The organism is Halomonas sp. AOP43-D1-4 (genome assembly GCF_052446175.1).
In the GTDB taxonomy this organism is placed as follows: Bacteria; Pseudomonadota; Gammaproteobacteria; order Pseudomonadales; family Halomonadaceae; genus Vreelandella; species Vreelandella citrativorans.
This window is the reverse complement of record NZ_JBQSVY010000028.1, coordinates 1-9,177: the sequence shown is the minus strand read 5'-3', so window position 1 is coordinate 9,177 and position 9,177 is coordinate 1. Positions and strand designations below refer to the sequence as shown.

The 9,177-nt window shown below is 50.1% G+C and carries 7 protein-coding genes and 1 pseudogene; all 8 read right to left on the bottom strand.

Annotated features, from left to right (window positions below; genetic code table 11):
- Positions 1–6 precede the first annotated feature (6 nt).
- Complete coding sequence (gene yiaK, locus ACT3RQ_RS17455; protein ID WP_444639305.1) at positions 7–1,014, bottom strand: 3-dehydro-L-gulonate 2-dehydrogenase; 1,008 nt, start codon at positions 1,012–1,014, stop codon at positions 7–9.
- 148 nt (positions 1,015–1,162) lie between these two features.
- On the bottom strand, positions 1,163–2,740 hold the full coding sequence (locus tag ACT3RQ_RS17450; protein ID WP_444631900.1) for an aldehyde dehydrogenase (NADP(+)): 1,578 nt from the start codon (positions 2,738–2,740) through the stop codon (positions 1,163–1,165).
- A 197-nt stretch (positions 2,741–2,937) separates the two neighbouring features.
- On the bottom strand, positions 2,938–4,440 hold the full coding sequence (locus tag ACT3RQ_RS17445; RefSeq protein WP_444631901.1) for a tripartite tricarboxylate transporter permease: 1,503 nt from the start codon (positions 4,438–4,440) through the stop codon (positions 2,938–2,940).
- A 36-nt stretch (positions 4,441–4,476) separates the two neighbouring features.
- Complete coding sequence (locus ACT3RQ_RS17440) at positions 4,477–4,983, bottom strand: tripartite tricarboxylate transporter TctB family protein (protein WP_444639306.1); 507 nt, start codon at positions 4,981–4,983, stop codon at positions 4,477–4,479.
- Between the two features lie 98 nt (positions 4,984–5,081).
- Complete coding sequence (locus ACT3RQ_RS17435; RefSeq protein ID WP_444639308.1) at positions 5,082–6,023, bottom strand: tripartite tricarboxylate transporter substrate binding protein; 942 nt, start codon at positions 6,021–6,023, stop codon at positions 5,082–5,084.
- A gap of 81 nt (positions 6,024–6,104) precedes the next feature.
- On the bottom strand, positions 6,105–7,445 hold the full coding sequence (locus ACT3RQ_RS17430; protein WP_444639309.1) for an enolase C-terminal domain-like protein: 1,341 nt from the start codon (positions 7,443–7,445) through the stop codon (positions 6,105–6,107).
- Between the two features lie 108 nt (positions 7,446–7,553).
- Positions 7,554–8,471, bottom strand: coding sequence for a 5-dehydro-4-deoxyglucarate dehydratase (gene kdgD, locus ACT3RQ_RS17425; protein ID WP_444631906.1), 918 nt, complete (start codon positions 8,469–8,471; stop codon positions 7,554–7,556).
- Between the two features lie 448 nt (positions 8,472–8,919).
- A pseudogene (locus ACT3RQ_RS17420) lies at positions 8,920–9,177 on the bottom strand (tripartite tricarboxylate transporter permease); the annotation flags it as partial.

Here is a 9,177-nt window from a genome sequence, read left to right as displayed (position 1 = left end):
ATACAGCTAGATAGCTAACTCACAAACAGCTTGCCATAAAGTATCATCAATTGAGATTAACTCACGACCATATCGCTGTCGAAAAGTAGACTCTCCCGGCCAACGTACTTTGCATCCTGGCTTAGCGGGCCTAGTAGCGGCTAAATGTGTCTGAATTCCCTCAACAAGGGCATCACAGGCCGCACGGCCACCCAACTGCTCTGGATCAAAAACCATAAACACCTGGCAACTACCACCACCGCTTCCACGCTGAACTGAATCAATTTCATGGCTTGGCCTCCCTTGCGCGAGTAAAGCGGCCATTGCATCAAGTAGAATCGCAAGCCCTGACCCCTTCCAATAACCGGTTGGAAGCAAGCGCCGTGTCGCGGCGATAGCAGCGGGATCGCGACTCAGCTCTCCACGCTCATTGAAGCCACCATCAATAGGTAACTGCTCACCTTTTAACTGTGTTGTTTGCAACTTTCCATAGGAAAATTGAGACATCGCCATATCGAGTACTAGTGGGCCTGAACTATGCGGTACAGCCATCACTAATGGATTATTACCGATAGACTGCGATACCCCTCCCCAAGCAGGCATGCAAGACTCGGTATTGGTCCACATAATCGCAGCGAACCCTTGCTCAACTGCACGCCATCCATAACTTCCTCCACGCATCCAATGGGTAGTATCACGTAACGCTACCAGCCCCATACCGTGTTCACGCGCTAATGCGATTGCTCGATCTGTTGCACTAAGAGCGTTAAGCACACCAATGCCTTGGCCTCCGTCAAGCACCTCAATCGCTCCTAACCGCTGCACAACGCTTGGCGTAGCATTAATATTTATCCATCCACGTCCAACATATTCAATAAACCGGGGGATCCGACCAATCCCATGAGAATGGACACCATCGCGAGTACTTTCAGCATGAATTTGGGCACAGACTGCCGCATCATCTGGTGCGAGACCCGCCTTTAATAGTGCCTTTTCAAGGGTATTTTGCAATGTCGCAAAATCAACGTCAGCCATATTTTCTCCAAATATAATGAAGGTGCTTTTATACTCAAACGAAATAAAAGGACTTAATATAACCGTGCATATTTTTTAATTCGTAGCTTAAAAAGGCCACTCGTGAGAGTGGCCTATGTTGTCATTAACATTTATACACGCGAACGTCTTAACTCTCTCGTGCACCATCGACTAAACGACGTAGTTTTAATGGGTTTTCCTGTTTAATAGCAGCGGGCAATAGCGCATCAGGAAGGTCTTGATAGCAAACCGGGCGCAGAAAGCGGAAGATTGCTGCCGTCCCTACAGAGGTAGTACGTGAGTCGGATGTTGCCGGGAACGGCCCGCCGTGGACCATTGCATCACACACTTCAACCCCGGTTGGCCAGCCGTTAACCAAAATACGACCTGCCTTGCGCTCTAGTGTCGGCAATAACTCTCGCGCAGCTTCCAGATCGGCATCATCCATTTGTAGCGTTACAGTCAGTTGGCCTTCCAAATGCTCTGCAACTTGCTTGAGTTCTGCGGTATTAGCACACTCAACGATTAACGAGGTCGAACCAAACACCTCTCCCTGCAATGCTTCATTGCCAAGAAAATCCTGGGCGCTGGCTACGAACAAGCCGGTTTGACACTGGTTGGGGCCATCACCCTTCTGCCCTCGCGCGATTTCTTGCGCCTTACCACTGTCGACAAAACTCTTCACACCGCTTTCGTAGGCTTCGAAAATACCTGGCGTCAGCATTGTTTGCGCGCCACTCGCTTTAACGGCCTCACCTGCGGCTTCGATAAAGGTGTTGAGCTCGGTTCCCTTAACCGCAATGACCAGCCCCGGGTTAGTACAGAACTGGCCTGCGCCCATGTTGAGTGAGCCAACAAATGCCTTGCCCATCTCTGCGCCACGCGACTTGAGGGCCGCAGGTAGCGGGAAAACCGGATTAATAGAGCTCATTTCAGCGTAGAAAGGAATCGGCTCGGGCCGTGATTGAGCAGCTTTCCAAAGCGCTAAACCTCCACTTCTTGAGCCAGTGAAGCCAGCAGCCTTGACACGTGCATCAGAAACCAAGGCAGTGCCCACTTCTCGGCCAGAACCAAACATCAGCGAGAAAACACCTTCTGGTAAAGCGCACTTTTTAACGGCAGACTGTATAGCACGGCCAACCAGCTCGCCGGTTCCTGGATGGGCAGCGTGGGCCTTAACGATGACAGGACAGCCAGCCGCTAGTGCTGAAGCGGTATCACCGCCAGCGACAGAAAATGCTAGCGGAAAATTACTCGCACCAAATACAACAACCGGGCCTAGTGCAATATGACGCTGACGAAGATCAGAACGTGGCATAGGCTGACGATCTGGCATAGCCGGATCAATGCGTACATCCAACCACTCGCCAGCGCGTACAGTTTTTGCAAACAGACGTAGCTGCCCACAGGTACGCCCACGCTCCCCCTGAATTCGAGCCTTCGGCAAACCAGACTCAGCCACTGCGCGCTCAATCAGGTCTTCGCCAATCACTTCAATCTCATCAGCGATAGTTTCCAAGAACCTGGCTCGGTCCTCAAGTGAAGTGTCACGATAAATATCAAAGGCGTTCCAAGCCAACTCGCAAGCCCGCTCGACTTCGGCTTGAGTACCACCCGCATAGGCCGGTTCAAGGAGCTCGTTGGTTGCTGGGTTTATTGCCTGAACGGGACTACGGCTACCTTTAACAGCCTGTTGCCCTATGAGCATTTCACCTGTCAGATTCATCTTGCCTCCTAAATGAGAGTGGTTTTCGTAGTTTCTCGGTTTAGACCAAGCGTTACTTACATTTTTCTCGCGCACCTAGCAGTACCGCGAGCACAGCCCAAAATCTGTTGCTTTGATTGTCTTCAACCGCGCTGAGAAATTAGGCTACTTCGCTTTCGCGACTCGCACTTTTTTACCGCGACAACTTTCGAGTATAGCTAGCCCGAAGCAGTGTTTTTCTGGTTGGTACGATAGTTCTGCCACAACGTTAGCACCAACAAGGCCAAAGCAATGATCAAGAAGGTGATGCTGATGGGACGTGTGAAGAACGGTGTCCAGTCTCCCTGGAAGGACTGTAACCCTCGACGTAAATTTGACTCAGCAATCGGCCCTAAAATCAGCCCTAAAATGACGGGCGCAGTCCCGAAACCATAGCGGTTCAAGAAATAGCCTAAAATGCCAAAGCCAAGCATTAAGTAAAGATTGAACACATCTCCATCCACGCCGTACACGCCGATAAAGCAGAACACCAAAATGGCAGCAAGGAGCTGTTTTCTAGGCACAGTAAGCACCCGAATAAATAGCTTAATTCCGAGGCACATAATCAATAGCATGAAGATGTTGGCAATCAGATAAGCTAGAAAAATGCCGTATACCGTGCCACTTTGATCCGCAAACAGAAGGGGGCCTGGAGTGATCCCTTGAATCATCAGCCCACCGAGCAGTACCGCCGTCGCTGCTTCGCCTGGAATCCCCAGTGCGAGCGTAGGTATCAGTGCCCCACCAAGCAATGCATTATTGGCGCTCTCTACAGACACAATACCCGACGCATGACCCGAACCGAATTTTTCGGGGGTTTTGGAAAAGCGTCGTGCTTGATCATAGGCTACCAGTGAGGCAATACTCCCCCCAGCGCCTGGAATAGGACCGACCACCGATCCAGAAATCACACCGATTACGACAGCTTTCCAGTGTTTCAACGTTTCAATAAAACGCGGGCGTGCAATATCAATGCGATGCGCACTCTCTTTCATTCGCTCGTGAGGGTCGTACTCAAATGTATCTTTAAGCACCTGAGAAACGGCAAACAGGCCAATGAGAGCTGGCAATAAATTAACCCCTGTCAGCAGCGAAAGCTCGTTAAAGGTAAATCGGCCCACGCCGGTAATAGGATCGGTTCCGATAGTCGATACAAAAAAGCCGATCAGGCCGGCAATTAAACCTTTGAGTAACGATTTACCAGCGACAGAAGCAATGATAACCAAGCCAAAGATACTCAAAGAAAAGTATTCAGCAGGGCCGAATCGTAGGGCGAACTCAGCGATGGGCGGCGCCAATAGGCTGAGAATAACCATGCTCGCGACACCGCCAAAGAAGGAGGCTACGATCGACAAGCCAAGTGCACGGCCCGCTTCGCCCTTCTGGGCCATGGGAAAGCCATCGAAGGTGGTCGCTACGGATGAGGGGGTCCCGGGAATATTAAGCAATATCGCTGGAATTGATCCGCTAGCACCGGCGCCGCAAAGCGCTCCTAGCAGCATACCTATTCCCGCCACGGGCGGCATACCAAAGGTCACCGGCAACAGTAGCGCTATCGCCATTGCCGAGGTCAAGCCGGGGAGCGACCCCATAATGATGCCGAGCAGAGTACCGCCAGCAATGGCCAGTAACGTGCTGATTTGCAGCACCATACCTAGGCCATCGAGATAACCTGAAATCATATAAGTCTCCCAAATCTCAGGAAAAGAGCTACCCGCTTAAGTCGGGAGCGGAATTTTGAAAAGAACGGTAAAAACATAAAAAATAGCTACGGCTAATATCGTGGAAAACACCAGGGTAGAGAGAAACGACTTCCATCTCTGAGACATCGAAAGCGTCGACCATACGCCGCTTATCACTACGAATCCCATTATGCAGAAAAAGGTAAAAAGCCCTGTGCTGGCGATATATCCAATTCGTTCAAATGCAAAGATATAGCCCGTCAGCAAGGCCACAACAAACAGCCATTGCGCGATACTTCGTACCTGTAAAGCATGTGGGGTATCCGAATGTATTTGCTTGGCTATCCACCATTGTCGCGCATCTTTAATCAGACACGGAATAGCAAATAGAAATATCAATCCAGATAACAGCTGAGGGAAAAAGGCAGGTGATAAATCCCCTACGATTTCAATGTTGGGTAGCGCTGTAGCTGCCACAAAAGCACTTGCCGAAGCGACCAGTAGAAAAAGATTAAATAGCGGCTTTCCAATATCACGTTCCATTATTCAGACCCCAGCCCCTTCTTAATGGCAGCCCCATCATGTTTTGATTAATGACAAAGCAGCCAAGCCATGGAGGCCTTGGCTGCACAAGAGAGCTTTTAATTGGCTAGATCGCCAGCGGCTTCGCGCATGACGCCTGCGGATTCATTGATGAAAACATCAAGCTCTTCACCGTAAAGAGGCGATAGATCAGTACCCAAGTTGCTGGCTGTTTCTTCATACGAGCCATCGCTTATGATCTGCTGAATCGCCGTCACCCAGCGCTCCTTCACTTCATCAGAAATACCTTTAGGAGCTACAATGCCGCGCCACACGGTAAGCGTAAGATCGTAGCCAGACTCCTGAAAGGTGGGCACATCAGGTAAATTGTCGCTACGTTCGGCGTAAGTAGTCGCAAGCGCATTCAATCGACCGGATTCCAGCGCTGAACGTAGCTCTGCCCCGCCCAGCACTACCGCTTCAACGTGCCCGCCCATAGCGGCGGAGATAGCTTCAGAGCCACCCGGGTAAGGAATAAGGTTGAAGTTGGAATCGGTGCGGTTGGCGATAGCATTAGCGGTAATGTACGCAGAAGAACCGACACCCGACGCCCCGATCCGGATAGCGCTATCTGAAGCGGCTTCCACCAGGCTATCCAGATCCTGGTAAGGGCTATCTTCACTTACCGCGATGAGGTACGGCTCTTCGATAATTTTCGCAATAAAATCAAAATCATCATGCGTAAACGGGACGTTACCCATCGCTTCGAGCGTCAACATTGCATTACTAGCGGCAAGCAATGTATAGCCGTCGGGTTTAGACGCGACCGCACGCGACATGCCCACCGCACCACCGCCGCCCGCAATATTGCGAATGACCAGGGTTTCTCCTAGCTGTTCTTCAAGCAACGGCTGAAGCGCCCGGACAAAGGTATCGTTACCACCACCGGCCGAGAATGGCACAATCATATTGATACTTTTATTAGGGTAATCATTTGCAATAGCCTGACTACCAGCGACAAGCCCTACGGCCAGTGTTAGCGTGCCTAATAATTTTTTCATTGTTAAGTTACCTCTATCTAGCGTTTATAAGCCCAATCACTTTTTGAAGTTATTTCCGGCGACTGGGTCATTCGTACCGACTTAGCGCACTAATGCTGGCCTTTTGGGATCAAAGGTCCAGCCATCAATTAAATGCTGCATCGCCATGGCGTCGTTACGTCCGCCTGCCGGTAAACTGCGATAAAGTTCATGGGCTTTTTCGATCTGATCCATATCAATTTCAATACCCAAACCAGGCGCATCAGTAACCGCCACTTTCCCATCAACGATCTCGGGTGGGTTATGCGTCAAACGAGCATCTCCCTCTTGCCAGATCCAGTGGGTATCCAGGGCCGTCGTACGCCCTACCGCCGCTGCGCCCACGTGAGCAAACATGGCTAACGAAATATCGAAATGGTTATTGGAGTGAGAACCCCAGGTCATACCATGGTCCTGGCAAAGCTGTGAAACTCGCACAGCGCCTGACAGTGTCCAGAAATGCGGGTCGGCCAGCGGTATATCCACCGAGCGCAGCATTAAAGCATGTGCCATTTCACGCCAGTTAGTCGCTACCATGTTAGTTGCCACAGGTAACCCGGTAGCATGACGAAATTCAGCAAGAATCTCTCGACCTGAAAAGCCTTGCTCAGCACCGCACGGATCTTCTGCATATGCAATGACGCCATGCAGATCCTTACAGAGATGAATGGCTTCATTTAGCGACCAAGCGCCGTTCGGGTCGATCGTGGTGCGCGCGTCAGGGAAAGCTTTATGCAGCGCCTTGACCGCTTCTATCTCCTGCTCACCCGGCAGTGCACCACCTTTGAGCTTGAAGTCTTTAAAGCCGTAACGATCATGAGCGGCTTGAGCCAACTCTACAATACGCTGGGGTGTCATCGACGCTTCATCGCGCTGGCGATACCACTCATGACTTACCCCACCTGTACCGCGGCGGAAGTCGAGCGGCGTGGCGTGACCATCGCCAATGAAGAACAAGTATCCCAACACTTCGACGCTATCGCGCTGCTTACCGTTACCCAATAGCTCAGCAACCGGTACGCCTAAGAACTTACCCATTAGATCAAGCAAAGCGGCTTCTAGTGCCGCAACCGCATTGATGCGCAACTCAAAGGTCCAAGACCCCTTACCGAAATCCTCGAAGTCAGCGCTACGGCCCGCATTATTGAGCGAGGAGACCATAGAGCGTAAACGGCTAATCGACTGCCCCACCACAAGCTCTCTTGCCTGCTCAAGTGATTGTTCAATCGTTGCACCGCCAGGGGCCTCGCCGACGCCAACGTTGCCAGCGCTATCCTTCAAAATAACCAGGTTACGAGTGAAGTAAGGCGAATGCGCCCCCCCGATATTGAGCAGCATGCTATCGCGGCCAGCAACAGGTATGACCCGCATTTCGGTTATTGTGGGAGTACTGTGACTTGGCATAAACACTTCTCCATCATTCTACTTCTTCAGCGCGTAACCATTTTAGGTGTCAGCTTTTAAAATCACGAGGGCGGCAAAACGCCAGCCCTCATGAACTAACAGAAATACTTAAAAAGACTTTGCTTTCTCAACCAGTTGCTTAAGCTGACCCATCTCTTGATCATTAGGCATAGTCAGGGGCGCGCGTACACTGCCGCCTGGGTAGCCCACGATGCCAGCTCCTGCTTTAACCAAGCTCACTGCATACCCCGGCGTGGTGTCGCGCAAAGTAACGAAAGGAATGAAAAACTCGCGGGTTACGTTCTTAACGAACTCACTGTCGCCTTGACGCATTGCCTTGTAAAACTTCACGGCCATCTCCGGCACGAAGTTAAAGACCGCCGAGGAGTAGGTGCTTACACCAATGGCCAAGTAAGCTTCAGCAATGATTTCTGCCGTTGGCACGCCGCCCACATAGGCCAAACGGTCACCTAGCGTTTTGATGGTGATGTTCAGCGTTTGCATATCGCCTTTACCATCTTTTAATCCGACCAGGTTATCGCAACGATCGGCTAACGCCTTGACACCATCTACCCCCAGATAACCGTTAGCACGGTTATAATAGATAACACCTAGCTCAGTTGCTTCACAAACACTAGCAGCGTAATCAACAATCCCGGACTGCGAGCACTCGGTAAGATAAGGAGGCATTAACAAAATGCCGTCGGCACCTGCTTCCTGGGCGGCTTTAACCTGTTCTTTCGCCAGCTCGACATTTTGGCCCGCACTCGCAATGACCGGCACATCTCCACCGATGGTTTCAACAGCCACCTTAACAATTTCACGATACTCGTCGATCGTAATATTAAAAAACTCACCCGTACCGCCAGCGACAAAGAGTGCGGTCACTTCATAATCTTTCAACCATAGCAGGCGCTTACGGTAACTTTCAGCATCAAATTTACCGTCAGCATCGAAATCAGTTACAGGGAAGGAAAGCAGGCCGTCAGAAATAGAAGCTTTAAGCGTCGCTTTGGAAAAGTTCATGGTAATCTCCTCATTTTTATACAGTAAGCGAACCTAGACGAGCGGTGACTCGTGTGGCTCAGTCATTTAGTACCGGGTTGAATATTTCAATATCATATAGCCAACATTGTCATACATCATACAAAGTTTCCTCTAGACTTTAGCCTAAGACGGTACTGAATGAGACAAGGTTATCGATCAGAACGTGGAGCTGATAACTGGCTAAGTAACTGAAAATTAATATTAATATCAAAAAACACTAGGCAGCAATGTGCAGATGAACCACGGGCCCTGTCTGAAAATTGCCAGGCTCAGCAATACAGCGTAAAAATCAGCTCAGCTAGCTCTTTAGTAAACTCCGCTTCTTTACCGATTTTACCTTGCTTTCACTCGCCAACTTTTCAGACAGAACCTAAAAACTTCCCAAGCATTAAAAACAACTTTTAAGGCTCAATTTAAAATTAATGCGCTAAAGCTCGCCCTCAACGGGGCTACGCCTTTGCTTAATTGCTGAATAGATTGACCAACATAAAAAAAGTGCTATTAACGCAAAAAAGGTTGCGCTAACAGGTCTTTCTAAAAACACCATCAAATCTCCCCGGCTTATCAACATGGCACGCCGAAAGTTTTCTTCCATCATCGGCCCCAAAATATACCCAAGGAGCAATGGCGCTGGTTCAAAACCCAAGATTAATAACACGCATCCAATAACGCCAAACACAGCCAC